The organism is Shewanella electrodiphila, from assembly GCF_023283985.1.
In the GTDB taxonomy this organism is placed as follows: Bacteria; Pseudomonadota; Gammaproteobacteria; order Enterobacterales; family Shewanellaceae; genus Shewanella; species Shewanella electrodiphila.
This window is the reverse complement of sequence record NZ_JAKIKU010000001.1, coordinates 702,732-721,584: the sequence shown is the minus strand read 5'-3', so window position 1 is coordinate 721,584 and position 18,853 is coordinate 702,732. Positions and strand designations below refer to the sequence as shown.

Sequence of the window (18,853 nt, the reverse complement as noted above, 5' to 3'; positions counted from 1 at the left end):
TAACTCCTCACAAAAGCACCTCATAAAATCACTTAATTAAGCAACCTATCTCAACAGGTATTTTAGAGTAACATATTCAATTTGGCTGATTAACTTAATGCAAAGTGGAAATTAAAAGGCTTCATTTACGTTAAAGTAAAAGCCAGTATCACCGTCGCCAAAGGCTAAATCTAATCTTAGGTTTACGCGTGGTTTAACTTCGAATCTATAGCCTATACCCGTATTGGGTAGTACACTCGCCGAAGTCAGTTCACTGAATTTTTCCGAAATTACCCCAGCACCAACCCAGTAAACCATCCCATGACGGCCAGATAAGTTCTGTCGATATTCCACTTGTGCTAACAACATTTGCTTGTCGCGGTAACGACCTGAAGTATACCCTCTAAGTAAATCTCCGCCACCCGCTTTTGACAGCTGATCCCAAGGCACATCACCGTGAGAAAAACGGCCACGAATTTGCCACGCTAAAACATCATCATCTGCAACCTGATAATAGGTACTGTAGAGTGCATTAACAATTTCAAAGTCGGTCTTACTGCCTAATTCTTTGCGATATATCCCCGTATCAATTTGGGCAATTCTCCCTTGTTCAGGATTAAGTACATTATCTCGACTATCGTAGTTGATTAAAAAATTCACCCCGACACTGCGTGATGTCTCTAACAAAGGGTTGAGCTCGACATCTGAATCTAGCATATCAATACTGCTGGCTTTAGCGTAATTAAAATCAAAGCCTGCACCAATAAAAACGTTGGATGATAATCGGTTCAAGAACATTGGGTTTACACGGACAGTTCGACCATTAAAATCAACTCGGTTATCGTCTTGATGGTTTTCATCATAGCCAACGCCATAGAACACATCAGGAATATCAAACATCTCTGCAGTTAGATAAAAACGCTGTTGATCTTCATTCAAAAACGTTTTATTTTCAATTGATACACCAAGTGCACCATTAATGGAAGCTAAACCGTTAATCACTAATGACGATAATTGACTGACTTCATCAGTAGGATCCACTTGATATAAACCTACGGCTGAAATGCCTACACCTAAGTCCATTTCGGGATTATAAAAAGGCCCAGGAAGATAACTAAAATCAATCAATTTATCAGCGTCAAACTCACCATCTGCACCAAGCTTTTGTAAAAAGCTTTCCATCCAACTCAACTCTTCATCAGAAGCTAGCGTCTCAGTTGTTTGCTCAACACTCGCTTTTTCTGAAGCAAATGACGCTGCACAAGCCAATAACCCTATCGAGAAAAAGCCGATTCTCATGCCGTGGAATAAGCTCATTTCAACTCACCTTGTGATGTTTGTTCTATCGCTAACGGTAAGTGAGAATGTTGAGATAAATGCTCACTCAATAATGTCTCATCCAATTTTTCGTTATATCGAGTTAACGCTAAAAATGATTGCTGAGTAAAACCATCACGCCATAAAGACTCAGGTACATGTTCAAAATGCGATTCAAATTTTGCATCTACATGTAACCATTGCTTAGCGACATTATCGATAGTAATTCCGTGGACGTGATTGGCTAAACTTAAGTCGTGAGCGACGTTAGGTGTTTCATAAACACCTACAACATCGGACCAAGTATCACTGTTTTTCGCCATATCCATCGGCACTAAATAAGGGGATTGATGCTCGCCCAGATCATAATGGCGTTTAAGTAACATAAATTTGTTAGGCATAGGTTCATTTGAGTCCCACCAATAGCCATCAATAACATCAAAAAGTGCATCCGTTTCTGCTGCAGTGACAGGCTCTAACCAATCTAATGTTGCGGCAATCCATGACGTCATATGATAATTATATTGCTGTCGAGTCATGGCCAAATTATTGGTCAGTACTGCAAGCGCAATTTTTGCACCTAGCATATTGGAGTAAAGATCTTCTGGTGAGTATGCCGAAACATCTTCGGTCCACGGTCCAAAACTACGATAACCGTGGTACTGAGCAATTTCATGAGCTTCAGCCATCGAATAGGCAAGACGCACAGCCATTGCCGCTGCCAACTCCCAACGTTGAGTTGCGGTTAAAAGCTTTACTTCAAAACGATCAATTTCAATAGTTCGAGGACCAATTTCAAATGGCAATGCAATGGATTGCTTTTCACCAAGGTTTGGGTGGATTTGGTAAAATAGCGCCACCGCGTTGTCTGCAGTGTCTCTTACATGAGCTAAATCAATAAAGCCGCCCTTTCTGGTATAAATAATACCGTTGTTCTCGCCACTGCGGCCTTCATCAGGTGCCGACTTTTGATGACTAAAACTGCCTGCTTCATAAGCATGAGCACCTAAATCTTCTAACGAGATAGTATTGGCATGACGATAAAAAGGGATGGTCATAGCACCAAGCTTTACCTTCTGACCATTACCAAATGCACAACATGGTCGAACACTTGTCGGTAAAGTCATAGCCGCTTGTTGAGGTAATGCAATATCACGTAAAAGAGCAGGATCGGGTTGATTATCTAACGCCGCAGATACAGCGGAGTCAGATGGGGTTGCACTCACCTGCCATTCGCTACTTGAGCATGCTGACACTAGCGAAACCATTAAACCTACACTCAATAAGATGACGCGCTTTTGAGAATGAAACATCATTGAATAAAGTCTCTTATCATTTGGCTAATTGACTCAGGAAAATCATTACTTAGGCCATGGGATGCATCAGGGATAATTATGATTGGAGCATTTAAAAATTCAGAAAATTCAATGCCTTTTTCAAGTGGGAACACACTGTCATTTTCGCCCCAAATTAATAATGAAGGCGGAAGCTTACCTTTAAATTCTGCAGGGTTAAGTTGATCTCGATATGCAGGTAAAGTGGTAATCAATGATTTTTTCTGTACATGAAAATCTGCAAAGTAGCTTTGATAGATTTGCTCATCGATAAAACTTGGGTACCAAGGGTGATCAACAAACGTATGCTCAAGTAAATGTCTTACACCTTCTTTATTCTCAGGCACAAACACAGCTTCTGGCACACTTTGTCCAAAACGTTGACTCATGGCATCCATGTCTTCATCGCTAAACACAATACCTGGACTTGCCAACATAATAGCTTTATTGACGGTAGGTTCTTTGATCATTAGGTCAAACGTAATAAACCCGCCAAACGAAATACCCACCACATTGACATTTTCAAGCGCGAGCTCTTCAATCAAATGTTGAATAGCTTGGGTTTCGCTACTGATAGTTGCTGGAGCGTTACTGAAAGATGCACCAAACCAAAGTAAATCAGGCACGATAACGTGATAATCAGACGCAAGCTGTTGCATAATCTCATACCAGCTAGTTAAGCCCGTACCGCCAAAACCATGAAGCAAGATAACAGTGGGAGCACTCGTATCTCCACCTTGCCAGTAGTGCAATTCGCCTTGACTCTCTAGCGACAACTGATGCAGTTCAAAACCCGCTTTCATTAATTGGTTTTGCTGATAATTATCCACCATAGAAACTGCTGAGCAGCCACCTAGGAAGAAAATAAATACACTAACAATCATTAGTCGCATCATGGTTAGAACCTATAGCCAATGCCAGCCATAAAGCTTGTGCGTGTGCCAAAACCACCTTCAAGTAACAAATCAAACCCCTTACCTAAGTTGATTTGACCACCAATCAAGCTATTCCACTTATCTTCGAGGTGTTGGGTAACTTCAAATTTACCATTACCTAAAGGAATGCCGATATCTTTAAGGTAACCACTAAAAGTTTGCTCAACATTTTGATACATAGCACCGACCCAGAACTGGCTTTCATGGCCATAAACAGTGGTGCGGTAACCTACACGCGGTGAAACAACAATTGAACTGATCTCACCATCAAGAATATCAAGATCAGTATTAGTGTAATTAACATCTAATAAAGCAAACCAATTGCCTATGCCACCCACGATTGTGCCGCCCGCACCGTATGTAGTACCTTTAAAATTCAGCTCAAAATCAAATGGGTCAGAAACCACTGGCGGCAAAGGCCATGGCATTTCTACTTCAACTTGAACATTGGCGACACTACTGCCTTTTGTTTGGCCAATCACGCCATAAAGGTTTAGAAATGGTAGTACCCACATATCAGCTCTTAAAGTAATGGTTTCTGAATCTTGCATCGCTTCACTACCATTAATACTCACTCTGTCATCAATAATATTACCAAGACCTGAAAAGGTGACACCATCAACCACTAACGGTTGTTCCATCGACATATAGTTAACAGTAAAACCATATGGCTTAGGTAATTCATGGCCTAAATCCATCGCTTCTTGTGCCCAAATAGGAAATGCGCGTTGATATTTTTGCGATACTTCTATGGCTTCATCAGCCACTACAAACTGACTGTATAGAGTGAAAATAGATAACAGAATAACGGAGGAATTTCTTAGCATTCGAACAGGTAATCCTTATACAACTCAACAATAAGCTTTAAGTTGCTCTCAATATTAATTGCTCCGCATGTCATCAACTCTGAGGCAGTTCCTGTAACAAGGTTGTAGATAATTTAAACAGCGGAAATCTGGGAGGAAGGATAATAGAGATAGAATATTAATTTAAACTTAAAAGAATTGAATATGAATTATTTCTAATGAGGCACATATGTTATCTGGTTAACCCGATAACAGTCGTGGTTAAAGACTTAACACTCAACACGTGCGCTCACCTACGAGTAACAGCTGTATCCAAGGTGATACATAAAGTTGATAAAGCTACGAGCAGTTGAATAAACCACTACACTATAATAATAAAGGTTTTTACTCTAGCACTTAAACTTTACCAGATTTGATTAGCCAAACATTTTCAGTCAAAGTTGTAATCAAGGTGCCAAGGTGCAGTGTATTGGCTTAGCTTTATGATTTAATGACAAGCCAAAAACACCACGCTATTATTGATTAAAAGAATAAAGCGAAGATTAAAATTGACAGCTAATTTCACCAATATCATTCAAAACAAGCACTACCCGCTTATTAATTTCAAAATTAGTGATATAACCACAAGTTCCTTCGAGTAAATCGCCACTATCAAGCAGCAAATGGTACTCATATTGTCCATCTAGCTGAGCTAAATCATAATAAATGGTATTGTCCTGTGATGTATGAATCTCGCCAAAATCAAGTCGACTCAAAGGCAAATTTATAATCGCTGACTCAATAACAAACTCTGAACGATTTTCAACCGTGACACTTGGGCTCGCATAAAAGTAACTTAAATACATCAACACTATGACTGCTGAGATACCTGCAGCGACTTTGATAAAAATACTGCCCCAACGATTGGTCACATCCAGTTTTTGTTGTGATTCAAATAGCATTAACACTTAGTTCCTTTGATGGAAAAAACCAACGGAATGGGTTGCCCCTTCACAATGGATTGAAATTGTTTAGGCTGTTTTTCTATTAGGTTTTCAAAGCAATTGTAAGGGCTGAATGGAAATTCGTTAACCGCATCAATTCGAATCCCCGCTTGAATTAACGCATTAATCACTTCGCTTAATGAATGCGCCCACGTCACCATAGTCTGCTCATGGTCTGAATTATTACCCGCTTGTGTATAACTCCCCTCAACGACCACATCAGGCTCAGCTTGATGAAAGTATGGGTAACCATCTAGGACGTCCTGAACTGGATGAAACTCAGCCATATAAAATGTACCGCCTTGGTTCAAGCTGTCACTAATGACCTGCGCCCACTTAGTTAAACAAGGTAACCAACAAATTGCGCCAAAAGACGTGAACACAATGTCGAAACTTTTCGAGCGCTTATTTGCAAATTCATAGACATCAGCACAAACGAACTCAGCCTCAATATTACACTGAGTCGCGAGTTCACGTGCCTTATCAATCGCTTCATCAGATAAATCAACACCAGTGACATTCGCGCCCAGCCTTGCCCATGACAAAGTATCTAAACCAAAGTGGCATTGAAGGTGCAGCAAAGACTTACCCGCTACATCGGTGAGTTCCGCGGTTTCAATTTCTGTTAATGAAGAATTACCTGCAAGAAAGCTCGGCACATCATAAAAAGATGAATCAAAATGTACTTTTGCTCGTTCATTCCAAGCTTGTTTATTGATGTTGAGGTAATCCATTACTCGTCCTTTATTTATCGGCAATCGTTTATCGACAATAGTTTATCGACAATTGTGTATCGACAATAGTTAATCGGTTTCTAATTTAGGCGTCATGTTAGCAAAGTATAATTAAGATTCACATTTTGTCGCATAAGTTTACTTTTTCTTGTCCATAAAAAAACCGACGTAAATCACGTCGGCTTTAAAATACTGATAAAAAATACTGATTATAAATCAATTATTTCTATTTCATTTTTCTCATTGGTTAACGATTGCTCAATGTAAACTTCTGCACTTGCTCAGACATTGCTGCGGCATCTTCTAGTAAGCTGTCATTTAGTAGGCTCAGCGATTCGGCAATTCTTTGAGTTTGGCTATATATTTCACTGATCCTCATCGCGTTTTGATTCACTTCTTCCGCGACTGCAGCTTGCTCATGAGTTGCAGAAGCAATTTGCTGATTCATGTTGTCAATAATATCGACATCGGCAACAATCTGTTGTAACTCTTTACCAGCATGCTCTACTTCATTGACACTTTCTTCAGCACTGACCATGCCTCGTTGCATGGTTTTAACCGCCAACTGCGCACCTGACTTTAATCTTTCTGTCATGCGCTTAATGTCATCAGTTGAAGACTGAGTGCGTTGAGCAAGCGTTCTGACTTCATCAGCGACCACAGCAAATCCTCTACCTTGCTCGCCTGCCCTTGCCGCCTCAATAGCCGCATTTAATGCCAGCAAATTGGTTTGCTCTGAAATGGCACTGATCACATCTAAAATGGTGGCAATAGACTGCACATCTTGATCTAATGTTTCAATGGCATTTGACGCTTCATTAATTTCTGATGCAAGGTGCTTGATTGATACGGTGGTTTTTGACACCCCTTTGTTACCAATGTGCGCTTCTTTATTGGCTGAAGTTGAAGCGTCAGAAGCTTGTACTGCATTGGCTGCAATTTGCGTCACTGTCGCACTCATTTCTGTCATTGCTGATGCAACTTGCTCAGCTTCAAGGTAACCGGTTTCAACATCTTTTTGCATAGTATGAGCATGACCATTCACTTCTTCTACGACCTTAACCACCTGCGTTGCACTTTGACGAACCTGCAAGATAATGGTTTCAAAGTCATTCATCATGGCGTTAAATGCATCAGAAAGTTGCCCAAATTCATCTGCTGATTGATGTTCAATCCGGGTGCTTAAATCAAAGTTATTTCCCGCATGAGTGACCTTACTGAATAAATGACTCAGACTGCGATTAAGGTATTTCGATACAGATAAGCTTAACCAACCTAATAATACAATTGATATGGTTAAGGTTAGCAAAGATAACCACATATGTTGGTTAGCTGAATTTAAACGTGTTTTGGTCAATAGAATTAAATCATCCACAAGAAAGTGCTCGAAATCAGTGAGTACGTTAATTCTCGCAGTCGAAGTTTTAAACCACTCTTCTGGATTTTGCGCACTGATGTCACTGGCAACTTGCGCTAAAGCTATTTGACGCATCTGCTCTACTTCACTCACTTCCCGTGAGCGAGCCACTTGTGAAAATCGAGATAACCAATCTGCTGTCGCTAAGGCATTAAAGCGTTCGGCATAGGTATTTTGCTCTGACATTAACGTAACAAAGCGCGCATACACGCCATCTTTGAAGCCTTCTTGTCCAAAGGTGGTACTTAACACTGCTCGCTCAATGCCTGCACGCTCTTTTAACTGTAAAAATGCGCCAAAGGATGCAAGCTTTAAAGATAATTCGCTATCAGGGCTTTGCATGGCTGCTTCATCAACCACAGACAATAAAGCCGTATTCAACCCCGTGTAATATTTCACTTCTTCAGCCACAGAAATGGTTAAGTTATCGACAGAACGTCTAATGGATTGTAATTGCTGTAACTGATTGTGAATTTGCTGCAAGGTTGAGCTGATTTGTACTGGGAAAGCATTGATATCAGGAATATTGTTAAACTGGCTGATTTGTCTATCGGCTGCAACTCTCTGATTAGGTAGCAAACTTGCAAACGATTTACCTTGTGAACCAATAAAACCTGCACTCATACCACGCTCAATTTGTAATTCATGCACCAAGGCACTATTGATTACGGCCAGCTCGCTTAATGAAAGTACTGTGGTCAATTCCGATTTGGTTTCATATTTATTATGAACAAACATGCCACCATATATGAGGCAAATAACCAAGGGTGGAATAATCAGTAAAAGAAGTTTATGTAGCGTTTTGAGATCGGTAATCCATTTCATTATATCTTTACCCTTAGAGTAAGTGCTCCATGCAATTTTGCGATAAATTGCATGCTTTGATGCAAATAAGGCGACTTAATTCTAGAACAAAAAAAGTTGCTGAGTATCGTTCACGCAAAAAAAAACCTGTATCAGCTAAATAACTAGCCTTACAGGTTTCTTATCGGCGATTAAAGTAAAAGCTTTAAGCTTATCCTTCAACACCTTTGCTTGCTAAGAACTCATCATAAGTTCCTTTGAAATCGTTAATGCCGTTTGGTGTCACTTCTAAAATACGTGTAGCAAGTGATGATACAAACGCACGGTCGTGAGAAACGAATAACAAAGTACCTTCATACATTTCTAAGGCATTGTTCAATGATTCAATTGATTCCATATCCATGTGGTTTGTTGGTTCATCAAGAAGTAGGATATTTGGCTTTTGCATAATCAGCTTACCAAAGTACATACGGCCTTTTTCACCACCAGAAAGGACTTTGACAGATTTTTTAATATCGTCAGAACCGAATAGCATACGCCCTAAAATACCACGAACAGATTGATCATCATCTTCTGGTTTGCGCCACTGGCTCATCCAATCAAATAACGTCATGTCGTTAGCAAAATCTGCTTCATGATCCTGAGCATAGTAACCAATGTTTGAATTTTCAGACCATTGGATAGTACCAGCATCTTGAGGCAAGTCATGTACTAAGGTACGTAATAGTGTCGTTTTACCCACACCGTTTTCACCTAAGATAGCAATACGCTCGCCTACTTCAGCCATCATATCGAAGTTGCTGAATAATGGTTTTTCATCAAAGCCTTTAGCGAGTTGCTCAACCACTAATGCGTTACGGAACAATTTCTTTTCTTGTTCAAAACGAATGAATGGGTTAACACGGCTAGATGCTTTGATTTCTTCAATTTTAATCTTATCGATTTGCTTAGCACGTGACGTTGCTTGCTTTGCTTTAGACGCGTTAGCAGAGAAACGAGCCACGAAGCCTTGAAGTTCAGCAATTTGTGCTTTCTTCTTAGCATTGTCAGACTGCAGACGCTCACGAGACTGCTGCGCAGCCATCATGTATTCATCGTAGTTACCTGGGTAAACACGTAATTCAGCGTAATCGATATCAGCCATGTGAGTACAAACAGAGTTTAGGAAATATCTATCGTGCGAGATAATAACCATGGTGCTGTTACGCTGGTTCAACATTTCTTGTAACCAACGAATAGTGTCGATGTCCAAGTTGTTGGTTGGTTCATCAAGTAACAAAACATCTGGATCGGAGAACAATGCTTGTGCAAGTAGTACACGTAACTTGAAACCTGGTGCGATTTCGCTCATCAGACCGAAGTGTTGGTCTACACCAATCCCGACGCCCATCAGTAAGTCACCTGCACGAGATTCGGCAGTGTAGCCGTCCATTTCAGCAAATTCCATTTCAAGCTCAGAAACTTTGATACCGTCTTCTTCACTCATTTCTGGTAAAGAATAAATACGGTCACGTTCCTGCTTCACTTCCCATAGCTCTTTGTGACCCATGATCACAGTGTCTACGACAGAATAGGCTTCATAAGCGAACTGATCTTGATTCAGCTTACCCATGCGCTCACCTGGATCAATCGACACATTACCGCTTGTCGGTTCAAGGTCGCCAGTTAAGATTTTCATGAAAGTGGATTTACCACAGCCATTGGCTCCGATAAGACCGTAGCGATTACCGCCACCGAATTTAACTGAGATATTTTCAAACAGTGGCTTTGAACCAAACTGCATGGTGATGTTAGCTGTAGTAATCAAAATGAGATTCCAAAATTCAAGTTATGACAAAAACAAAAAACCAGCGCTGACTTTATTAGCTGCTTTGTTAAACAAGTCAGTGTTCATTGACGAGTATAGCGGCTGTACGTAAATAGCACTGGTTTTAAACCACCCTTAAAACAATAAGCATGGTCACAATAATTAGGCGGCGTACTATAGCATTTCAGCTTATTTTTTCAACTTAACTTAACAGAAGTAGAGGATAATTCGAGGGAGATTTGATGAATTTAATGTGTCTGTTAACACCAAAGACAAAATAGCCGACACACTCGGCCATTTTTACAACAATGAACAGCAACTAAGGGGTTACTTTTTAGCTGTGAACTTTTTGAAGGAAAACTTTTTCGTGAACCACGCAAGCGTGTCGATTTGCTGTTGTTGGTTCAAGCCAAAATAAACACAAATCCAAGGTGACAGCAAAAAGTACCAAGGCATAGTCATCCCCAGTTGGTCATTGAATTGCAGATAGAAAAAACCAAAATAGATCACTGCGATGCCTGCAATTCCTACAGTCATCATCGTCATCCTCATTGCCTTTTCTAGCCTATCCATCTGTTATTCCTGTTTATCATGTCTTTTTATTAGTTTTATTGTGACGACTTTTATGAAAATATGCATCTTGGTTAATGCTGCCAAGATGGTAGCAATAAATCCACCAATAAAAAAGCCAACCTTTAACAGGTTGGCTTTCATTTAATAACAGAGAACTGACACTAGCATCAATCCACCATTATCACCGCCAGCAGATTACATGCTTAAGCCGCCATCAATTTCAAATACACGGCCATTAACGTAATCGTTTTCAACGATAAATTTAACTGTCGCAGCCACTTCTTGCGCTTCACCCAAACGGCCTACTGGCACCATTTTCTCTAGACGCTCTAGCGCTTCTGGTTTCATGCCTGCTGTCATTTCAGTAGCAATCACACCTGGCGCTACTGCTGCACTGCGAATATTGTAACGTGCAAGCTCTTTTGCCCAACCCACACTCATTGCTGCGACGCCTGCTTTAGATGCAGAATAGTTAGACTGGCCCATGTTTCCGGCTTTAGCGATACTAGAGATATTGATAATCACACCCGCTTGTTGTGAGTGGATCATCGCTGCAGCGGCTTCACGACCACAAAGGAATGTGCCGGTTAAGTTAACATTAATCACTGACTGGAATTGGTCATAAGACATGCGGTCAGTGACCTTGCCTTCTTTCGCTTTAACCATTAAACCGTCACGTAAAATACCAGCGTTGTTAATTAGCACGTTAACTTGACCAAAATCTTCCAAAATGTAGTTAAAGCCAGCAACCACATCTTCTTCGTCAGTAATATCCAGTGCATAGCCTTGTACTTCCGTTGAAGCGCCAAGATCTGCACAAGCACGTTCTAATTTTTCTTGGTCTACATCGATAAGCGCCAAACGAGCACCTTGGGCCGCAAAGTCTTGCGCCATCGCTAAACCTAACCCACCAGCACCGCCAGTAATGACCACAACCTTATCTTTAATTTCCATTAACTGGATCCTTAATACGCTAAATTAACCTGAGGTTTCTTAATCAAACCTCAGTATTCAAATTCTCTATTTTTTATCAGCAGGTGTAAATTGCTCAAATATGCTTGAGAAATCACGGCGACCATTGCCTTGTCGAGCATGGTTTACATACATGCTGCGTGCTAACGAACCCATAGGTGTACTTGAATTCGATGCCACTGATGTTTGCTGTGATAATCCTAAATCTTTCACCATCAAGTCAACCATAAAGCCGCCTTGATAATCATTTGAAGAAGGCACATTTTCCATCACATCAGGACAGGGATTATATTTCTCTAAGGTCCAATTGCCGCCACTGCTGACTTTCATGATATCAGATAACACTTTAGGGTCTAAACCATTATCAATACCTAATTGTAATGACTCACTGGTGCCGACCATTAATACTGATAACAGCATATTATTACAAATTTTAGCGATTTGACCTGCACCAGTGGCGCCAGCATGAAAAATATTGGCTCCCATGACAGTTAACACGGTTTGGGCTTTTTGGTACGCCTTATCACTGCCACCACAAATAAAGGTCAATGTACCTGCTGCTGCGCCAGCTGTGCCACCTGATACAGGTGCATCCATAAACTCGATGCCTTTAGCTTGTGCATGCTTACCAACCACTTGTGCAGACTCAGCATCAATGGTGGAGCAATCAATTAACACAGCTTCTTTTGATACAACATCCAACAGGCCTTTTGTATCGTCGTCACCCAAATATAAATGACGTACATGTTTGCCTGCAGGCAGCATGGTTATGACAAAATCTGCTGAGGCCGCTGCGCCACAAGCGGTTTTAGCACTCAACGCACCTTGAGCTGTTAACGCTTCAACCGCCGCAGGTACTAGATCAAAAACGGTGACTGTCATTCCCGCTTTAATCAAGTTAGCCGCCATCGGGCCGCCCATATTACCTAAACCAATAAATGCTACTGTGGCCATAATAAATTCCTTTTAGATGTCTTTTAAAGGGTGCATATCAGCATCCCAAGGTGATGTCAGTAATTGAGTAACGGCTTGTGCAGTGACGTCACTTGCATGACTAAAATTCCATTGAGGCTGACGGTCTTTATCAATTAATAGTGCACGAACACCTTCACAAAAATCACCATGAGAACAACAATTAACGCTTACACCTAATTCCCATTTAAAAGATTCTGCCAGTGTTTTAGTCGTACCAAGATTGGCTTGAGCAAATATCAGGAACCAACTTAATGGGCTGCCAGCCAGAGCTGTTTTTTGCGCGCGTTTAAGCCAATCAAGCTCTGTTTCTAAACTGGTAATTTGATGATGAACTTCTTCAATTTCACCTGTCATCAATTGATCAATTTGCGGCTGAAAATCAGACAATGGACTTTGACCTATTTCAGCGTTCGAGCTGGTTTGCATTTTATTAAGCAATAAACTCAATTGCTGATGATTTAATGCAGCGTCGTCACTCCAGCTCACTTCAGCAATGGCATCAAATAATGGTTCTTTGTCATCACTTGCCATGAAATGATTACCGACATTGACAAACAATGCATCGGCCGCATTCATGTTATATGCAGTTAGCCCTAAAAATAAGCCGATTTTACCAGGCATTCGATTTAGAAAATAACTGCCACCCACATCAGGATATAACCCAATGGTGATTTCAGGCATAGCAATGCGGCTTCGCTCAGTTAATACCCGGTGACTGCCTCCAGCCATTAAGCCAAGCCCGCCACCCATCACGATACCGTCGCCCCAGACTAAGACAGGTTTTTCGTATTGATGCAGCAAATAATCTAATTGATATTCTTGACTGAAAAAGTCACACGCTTCTGCGGTCATGGTATTAGGGTTAGCAATTGAAGCATGATAAATTGCCCGAACATCGCCACCGGCGCAAAATGCTTTATCACCAGCGCCATCAAGCACCACAAAGGCAATATTGTTATCGTCTTTCCAAGCCTGTAATTGCTTGGTCATGGCTTGCACCATATCAAGGTTTAATGCATTTAAGGCTTTTTCAATATTGAGCGTAACCACACCAATTGATTTACCGGATAACGTCCCTAAGGTTTGAAATATTACATCTTGAGTCATTAGCAATTCTTCCATTTAGCTGCACGTTTATCTAAAAAGGCATTAACCCCTTCAGCTTGATCTTCAGTATCAAATAAGCCGACAAATAATTCCCGTTCTAAAGGTAACGCTTGTGTGCGTGGTTGGCTACGGCCTGCTTGAATTAAGGTTTTACACACACTCACACTGCTTGGAGATTGACGAGCCACTTTCTCAGCTAGCGCCATTGCTGTGACTATTCCTTGACCTTGTTCGACAACTTCTTCGACTAAGCCTATTTGCAGTGCTTTATCAGCTTTGATTCTTTCGCCACACAAAATCATCCGTTTTGCCCAACCTTCGCCAACCAATGCTGTTAAGTTTTGAGTACCACCCGCACAAGGGAGTAGGCCAACAGTGGCTTCAGGTAATGCCATTTGAGCATGGGATTCTGCAATGCGTAAGTCACATGCCAGAGCCACTTCTAGCCCGCCCCCCATGGCATAACCGTTAATCGCTGCTATCGACACACCACGAAAAGCACTTAGAGCTTCAAACGCTTCACCAAAATGTTGTGCCATTAATGCTGCATTTTGTTTGTCACCATCAGCAAAAATATTTAAATCCGCGCCCGCTGAAAAAAACTTCTCGCCCGCTCCGGTAATCACTAAAGCATAAATGTCTTTATTGTCATTTAGGCGCAGTACTATGCTTTTTAATAATGAAAGGCTTTCTGCCGTCCATGTATGAGCAGGTGGGTTATTGAGGGTTAATACTGCAGTGTTACCCTCAATGGTTTCAATGATAGCTGTCATAATTTTCCCTTTATGAAGTCGTTAAAGAATCGCGTGAGCATTTTCATCTAATAAGCGACGCGCAATAATTAAACGCATGATTTCATTGGTGCCTTCAAGAATTTGATGCACTCTTACATCTCTGAAATGACGTTCAAGTGGGTATTCACGAATATAACCATAGCCACCATGAATTTGCAGCGCGCTATCACACACTTGAAAGCCAATATCTGTGGCAAATCGTTTCGCCATTGCGCAATATGCGGTAGCTTCAGGGTCGTTCTGGTCAAGTTTAAATGCCGCTAAACGCACCATTTGACGGGCAGCGACTAACTCAGTTGCCATATCGGCTAACTTGAACTGTAATCCTTGAAAAGCAGCAATAGGTTTGCCAAATTGCTTACGTTCATTCATGTATTCGGTTGCACGCTCTAAGGCTGCTTGAGCAGTGCCCACTGAACAAGTCGCAATATTGATTCGGCCGCCATCCAGTCCTTTCATCGCAAAAGTAAAGCCTTGGCCTTCTTCACCAAGTAAATTTGCTTGCGGTATACGGACATTCTCAAAACTAATTAAACGGGTCGGCTGCGCGTTCCAGCCCATCTTGTCTTCAGCTTTGCCGTAAGTCACCCCAGCGGCATCGGCAGGAATCGCAATAGCTGAAATACCTTTAGCCCCTGCATCGCCTGTGCGGCACATTACGACTAATAACTCAGTTTCACCCGCACCTGAAATAAACATTTTTGAACCATTAATGATGTAATCATCACCATCTTTAACGGCTTTGGTTTGTAATGATGCCGCATCACTTCCCGCACCTGGTTCGGTTAAACAGTAAGATGCCAATAATTGACCAGTAGTTAACCCCTCAGACCATTGCTGGCGTAAGGTTTCGGTGCCCCATGTTGTGACCATCCATGTGGCCATATTATGAATCGTTAACATCGCAGTTGTCGCTGTACAACCATGAGATAACTCTTCAAAAATGATTGATGCATCAAGGCGAGATAAGCCCATGCCACCTTCAGATTCTGGTGAGTACAATGAGCAGAAACCAAGCTCGCCTGCTTTTTTTAATACGTCTTTTGGAAAATGATGTTCTTCATCCCATTGAGCGGCAAAAGGCGCTAGCTCTTCTGCTGCAAATTGACGAGCAAGATCGGCGAATTGGCGTTGGTCTTCGTTGAAATTAAAATCCATGGTCTGAATCCTTTTTTACTATGACTCTTAGGTCATTTGGTGCGCTTAACATCCCGCGAAATTATTAGGTGGAGCTATACTGCTCGATGTGCGGTGATGCTATACGTGAATGGTTGTTGTCGCAGCGTCTTGCTGACTTGTTATTTACGTTGTAAAAGGCCTTCTCCCAAAAGAAGGCCTTGGTGAAACGATTTACGCTAAGCATGTTAGCTCATGACTTAAGCATGACTTAAGCATGATTTAGACATGATTACTTAAGCATGACTATTTAAGATCGATACTCATATTCGGGCCACTGACCACTTCGTCTGCAAACCAGCGTGAAGTAATGGTTTTTGTTTCAGTGTAAAAACGCACAGCTTGCTTACCATAAGCATGCTGATCGCCATAGAAACTGCCTTTCCAGCCGGTGAAAGAGAAAAATGGTAGTGGTACAGGAATAGGTACGTTAATCCCTACTTGTCCTACTTCGATATGATGTTGATACTTACGCGCCGCGCCGCCAGATGCAGTAAAGATTGACGTGCCATTGCCATAAGGGCTGTTATTAACCAGTTCAATTGCTTCATCTAAATCGTCAGCTTCCATACAACACAGTACTGGGCCAAAAATTTCTTCTTTGTAAATCGCCATATCAGTAGTGACATTACTGAACATTGTTGGTCCAATCCAATTACCCGACTCGTAACCTTCAACAGTAAAATCGCTGCCATCAAGTAAGCACTCAGCGCCTTCTTCTTTACCTTGAGCAATCAACTTAAGGACTCGATCTTTAGCTGCAGGGCTTATTACCGGACCATAAGCTGCATTTTTATCATCCCATAAACCTGGACGTACTTTGGCTAATGCTTCTTTAAGCTCTGGGATCCATTCTTTTGCAGCGCCAACAAATACCGCCACAGAAATAGCCATACAACGTTGACCTGCAGCGCCAACCGATGCACCAACCATGTTGTTGATCACTTGCTGTTTATTGGCATCAGGCATAATCACGCAGTGGTTTTTCGCACCTGCAAAGGCTTGAACGCGTTTTAGGTTATCTGTACCTGTTTTGTAAATGTATTGCCCTACACCGACAGAACCCACGAATGAAATAGCTTTGATGGCAGGATCATTTAATAAAATATCTACCGCAGCTTTGTCACCGTGAACAAGCTGCAACACACCTTTTGGCGCGCCAGCTTCAACAAACAGCTCAACTAAGCGTTGCGGAGTCATTGGATCTTGTTCTGACGGCTTGAGAATAAAGGTATTACCGCAAGCAATGGCGAGTGGGAACATCCATAAAGGGATCATTGCAGGGAAGTTAAATGGTGTAATACCCGCACAGACACCTAATGGTTGAGTGTAGCTGTAGGTATCGATATTACGGGCAACATTTTCAACGGTTTCGCCCATCATCATAGAAGCGATATTACATGCATGCTCAGCCACTTCAATTCCGCGCCAAACATCACCTTTGGCATCTTCAAAGGTTTTACCTGTTTCTTGCGCTAGAATCGTAGCCAGCTCATCATGGTGTTCTTTTAAAAGGTGCTGGTAGCGAAGCATCACGCGCGCACGTTCAGAAACAGGCACTTCTTTCCATGTTGTAAATGCTTCTTTAGCACTATGAATTGCTTGATTCACTTCGTCAGCAGTGGCTGCATTGATGTTAGCAATGACCTGGTTATCTGCTGGATTAGTAACTGATATAACCTGTGAACCTACGCCTTCGGTAAATTCGCCATTAATATAATGTTTAACTTGAACCGTCATGTTGCTTCCTAAATCCCTGTTGAGCCCCAAAGCTCATTTAAAGTTAAGTACTGGCTGCTGTTTTATTGTGGCTATTTAAATTGCCAAGCTAGTCCAGTACTTACGTCTTGTTGAATTTCTAATCTTTTACCACTGTACTTTTTGTCATTAAAAACGTTATGACTAGACTTCAATCGCCATCGCAGTGGCTTCGCCGCCACCGATACATAATGACGCCACACCTTTGGTTAATCCTTTCGCTTTAAGCGCATGGATTAACGTCACTAATACACGTGCACCAGAACAACCAATTGGATGACCTAAAGCGCAGGCACCGCCATTAATATTTACTTTTGATTCATCAAGTTGTAGCTCACTGATTGCAAGCATGGTCACCATTGCGAACGCTTCGTTGATTTCAAATAAATCAACGTCAGCCTTAGACCAGCTCACTTTGTCGAATAATTTGTTCATTGCGCCTACAGGCGCGGTGGTAAACATTGATGGTTCTTGCGAATGAGTTGTGTGGCCTTTAATTGTGGCCATCACATCAAGCCCTAACGACTCCGCTTTTTCGCGGCTCATTAACATGAGTGCAGCTGCACCATCTGAAATTGAGCTAGAGTTTGCCGCTGTAATCGTGCCGTCTTTAGCAAATGCAGGTCGCAGAGTTGGAATTTTTTCAGGACGGGCGTTACCCGGTTGCTCATCAGTATCGATAGTGACATCACCACGGCGACTTGAAATGGTCACAGGCACAACTTCTTGCTTAAACGCGCCTGAATTAATCGCAGCGTTGGCTTTTTCAAGTGAGTTTAGGGCGAATTGATCCATACCTTCGCGGGTTAAACCAAAGTCATCTGCCGTTTGTTGTGCGAAAGTGCCCATTGCCCCGCCAGTGTAAGCATCTTCAAGTCCATCAAGGAACATATGGTCTAACACTTTGCCATGCCCCATACGCATCCCGCCACGCGCTTTATCAAGTAAGTATGGTGCTTGTGTCATGCTTTCCATGCCACCAGCAATCACCACTTCGCTTGAACCCGCTTTAATTAAATCATGCGCCATCATGACGGTTTTCATACCTGAGCCGCAGACTTTATTAACTGTGGTAGCACCAACACTTAATGGCAAATCAGCCCCTAAGGTTGCTTGACGTGCAGGCGCTTGGCCTAAACCTGCTGGTAACACACAGCCCATTAACACTTCATCAATTTGTTGAGTATCGATATTAGTTTGCGCCACTAAGCCTTTGATTGCTGTCGCGGCTAATGTAGGAGATGTAACGGCTGACAATGCGCCTTGAAAACCACCCATTGGGGTACGTTTTGCTGCAACGATAACGATATCTTGTGGTGATGAAAGTGTTGTACTCATAACTTCTCCGCTGTAACCCGACTTAACATGGCCGAGATTAATAC

General features: G+C 41.8%; 16 protein-coding genes. All 16 read right to left on the bottom strand.

Annotated features, from left to right (window positions below; all coding sequences use genetic code 11):
- Window positions 1-111: 111 nt before the first annotated feature.
- Window positions 112-1,296 carry a BamA/TamA family outer membrane protein gene (locus tag L2737_RS03110; RefSeq protein ID WP_248954744.1) on the bottom strand — a complete coding sequence of 395 codons (1,185 nt, stop codon included), beginning with the start codon at window positions 1,294-1,296 and terminating at the stop codon, window positions 112-114.
- Window positions 1,293-2,612, bottom strand: a complete 1,320-nt coding sequence (locus L2737_RS03105; RefSeq protein ID WP_248954743.1) for a DUF4056 domain-containing protein — start codon at window positions 2,610-2,612, stop codon at window positions 1,293-1,295. The genes L2737_RS03110 and L2737_RS03105 overlap by 4 nt, the downstream gene beginning before the upstream one ends.
- Window positions 2,609-3,526: an alpha/beta fold hydrolase gene (locus L2737_RS03100; RefSeq protein ID WP_248954742.1), complete on the bottom strand. Its 918-nt coding sequence runs from the start codon at window positions 3,524-3,526 to the stop codon at window positions 2,609-2,611. Before L2737_RS03100 ends, L2737_RS03105 begins: the two co-directional genes overlap by 4 nt.
- Before the next feature lie 2 nt (window positions 3,527-3,528).
- On the bottom strand, window positions 3,529-4,392 hold the full coding sequence (locus tag L2737_RS03095) for a virulence protein (RefSeq protein WP_248954741.1): 864 nt from the start codon (window positions 4,390-4,392) through the stop codon (window positions 3,529-3,531).
- Between the two features lie 521 nt (window positions 4,393-4,913).
- Window positions 4,914-5,312 (bottom strand): hypothetical protein, encoded by a 399-nt coding sequence (locus L2737_RS03090; protein WP_229368869.1) that lies wholly within the window; start codon window positions 5,310-5,312, stop codon window positions 4,914-4,916.
- Window positions 5,312-6,088, bottom strand: a complete 777-nt coding sequence (locus L2737_RS03085; protein ID WP_248954740.1) for a class I SAM-dependent methyltransferase — start codon at window positions 6,086-6,088, stop codon at window positions 5,312-5,314. The genes L2737_RS03090 and L2737_RS03085 overlap by 1 nt, the downstream gene beginning before the upstream one ends.
- Before the next feature lie 247 nt (window positions 6,089-6,335).
- Entirely contained in the window at window positions 6,336-8,330 is a 1,995-nt protein-coding gene (locus tag L2737_RS03080) for a methyl-accepting chemotaxis protein (RefSeq protein ID WP_248954739.1), read from the bottom strand.
- A gap of 190 nt (window positions 8,331-8,520) precedes the next feature.
- Complete coding sequence (locus tag L2737_RS03075) at window positions 8,521-10,116, bottom strand: ABC-F family ATPase (protein ID WP_102526313.1); 1,596 nt, start codon at window positions 10,114-10,116, stop codon at window positions 8,521-8,523.
- Window positions 10,117-10,443: 327 nt separating this feature from the next.
- The gene (locus L2737_RS03070) at window positions 10,444-10,689 is read right to left on the bottom strand and encodes a hypothetical protein (protein ID WP_102526312.1); all 246 of its coding nucleotides are present in this window, start codon (window positions 10,687-10,689) and stop codon (window positions 10,444-10,446) included.
- A gap of 195 nt (window positions 10,690-10,884) precedes the next feature.
- Entirely contained in the window at window positions 10,885-11,643 is a 759-nt protein-coding gene (locus L2737_RS03065; RefSeq protein ID WP_102526311.1) for an SDR family oxidoreductase, read from the bottom strand.
- 66 nt (window positions 11,644-11,709) lie between these two features.
- Window positions 11,710-12,615 (bottom strand): 3-hydroxyisobutyrate dehydrogenase, encoded by a 906-nt coding sequence (mmsB, locus tag L2737_RS03060; protein WP_248954738.1) that lies wholly within the window; start codon window positions 12,613-12,615, stop codon window positions 11,710-11,712.
- Between the two features lie 12 nt (window positions 12,616-12,627).
- Window positions 12,628-13,743 (bottom strand): enoyl-CoA hydratase/isomerase family protein, encoded by a 1,116-nt coding sequence (locus tag L2737_RS03055; RefSeq protein ID WP_248954737.1) that lies wholly within the window; start codon window positions 13,741-13,743, stop codon window positions 12,628-12,630.
- Entirely contained in the window at window positions 13,743-14,516 is a 774-nt protein-coding gene (locus tag L2737_RS03050) for an enoyl-CoA hydratase (RefSeq protein ID WP_248954736.1), read from the bottom strand. Before L2737_RS03050 ends, L2737_RS03055 begins: the two co-directional genes overlap by 1 nt.
- 21 nt (window positions 14,517-14,537) lie before the next feature.
- On the bottom strand, window positions 14,538-15,695 hold the full coding sequence (locus L2737_RS03045) for an acyl-CoA dehydrogenase family protein (RefSeq protein ID WP_248954735.1): 1,158 nt from the start codon (window positions 15,693-15,695) through the stop codon (window positions 14,538-14,540).
- Window positions 15,696-15,959: 264 nt separating this feature from the next.
- On the bottom strand, window positions 15,960-17,453 hold the full coding sequence (locus L2737_RS03040) for a CoA-acylating methylmalonate-semialdehyde dehydrogenase (RefSeq protein WP_248954734.1): 1,494 nt from the start codon (window positions 17,451-17,453) through the stop codon (window positions 15,960-15,962).
- A gap of 162 nt (window positions 17,454-17,615) precedes the next feature.
- The gene (locus L2737_RS03035) at window positions 17,616-18,809 is read right to left on the bottom strand and encodes a thiolase family protein (RefSeq protein ID WP_248954733.1); all 1,194 of its coding nucleotides are present in this window, start codon (window positions 18,807-18,809) and stop codon (window positions 17,616-17,618) included.
- Between the last annotated feature and the right edge of the window lie 44 nt (window positions 18,810-18,853).